Source organism: Allokutzneria sp. NRRL B-24872, assembly GCF_002155965.1.
Taxonomy (GTDB): domain Bacteria; phylum Actinomycetota; class Actinomycetes; order Mycobacteriales; family Pseudonocardiaceae; genus Allokutzneria.
Map to the genome: position 1 here is coordinate 422 of NZ_MUMH01000294.1, position 997 is coordinate 1,418.

Annotated in this window: 1 protein-coding gene; it reads left to right on the top strand. The window is 71.3% G+C overall.

What is annotated here, in order from left to right; genetic code table 11:
* Positions 1-938, top strand: a 938-nt coding sequence (locus CCN37_RS37545) for a VWA domain-containing protein (protein ID WP_143262028.1), incomplete at its 5' end; no start/stop codon positions are given.
* Between the last annotated feature and the right edge of the window lie 59 nt (positions 939-997).

Consider the following 997-nt stretch of genomic DNA (forward strand, 5'->3'; position numbering starts at 1 on the left):
TCGTCGCGGTCGCGGCGCTGCTGGGCTGGTACCTGTGGGCGCAGCGGCGGCGCAAGCGCAACGTCATGCGCTTCACCAACCTGGAGCTGCTGGAGAAGGTCGCGCCGAAGCGGCAGGGCTGGGTGCGCCACGTCGCGCCCGCGCTGCTGCTGGTGTCGATGGCGCTGCTGACCGTGGCGATGACCGGCCCGACCGGCGAGCAGCGGGTGCCGCGCAACCGGGCGACCGTGATGCTGGTGATCGACGTGTCGCTGTCGATGAAGTCCACCGACGTGAAACCGGACCGGCTCACCGCCGCGCAGAACGCGGCCAAGGCCTTCGCCGACGGGCTCACCCCCGGCGTGAACCTCGGGCTGATCTCCTTCGCCGGCTCGGCCGCCGTTGTCGTCGCGCCGACCGCGGAGCGCGCCCCGGTCAAGCACGCGATCGACAACCTGCGCCTCGGCGCGGGCACCGCAACCGGTGACTCGATCGCCTCCGCCGTGGCCGCCGTCGACTCCTTCGGCAAGCTCATCACCGGCCCCGACGGCCGCCCGCCGTCGCGGATCGTGCTGATGTCCGACGGCAAGCAGACCATCCCCGCGAGCCTTGACGAACCGCGCGGCGCCTTCGCCGAGGCCAAGAACGCCAAGAACGCGGGCATGCCGATCTCGGCCATCTCCTTCGGCACCGAGTACGGCAGCATCGAGATCGACGGCCGCTCGCAGCTCGTCCCGGTGGACGACGACTCGATGAAGCAGATCGCCACGCTCTCCGGCGGCGACTTCCACAAGGCCGCGACCGAGAGCGAGCTGCGCCGGGTCTACGACAACCTCGGCGAGCAGATCGGCTACGAGACCAAGCGCGCCGACGCCAGCCGCCCCTGGGTGGTGCTCGGCACGCTCTCGCTGCTCATCGCCGCAGCCGTCTCCCTCGTCCTCGGCCAACGCATCCCCTGACCGCGCCGCCGGGGGTTCGGGTGTCTTCAAGATCCCCGAACCCCCGCCCCGGAGGTCTT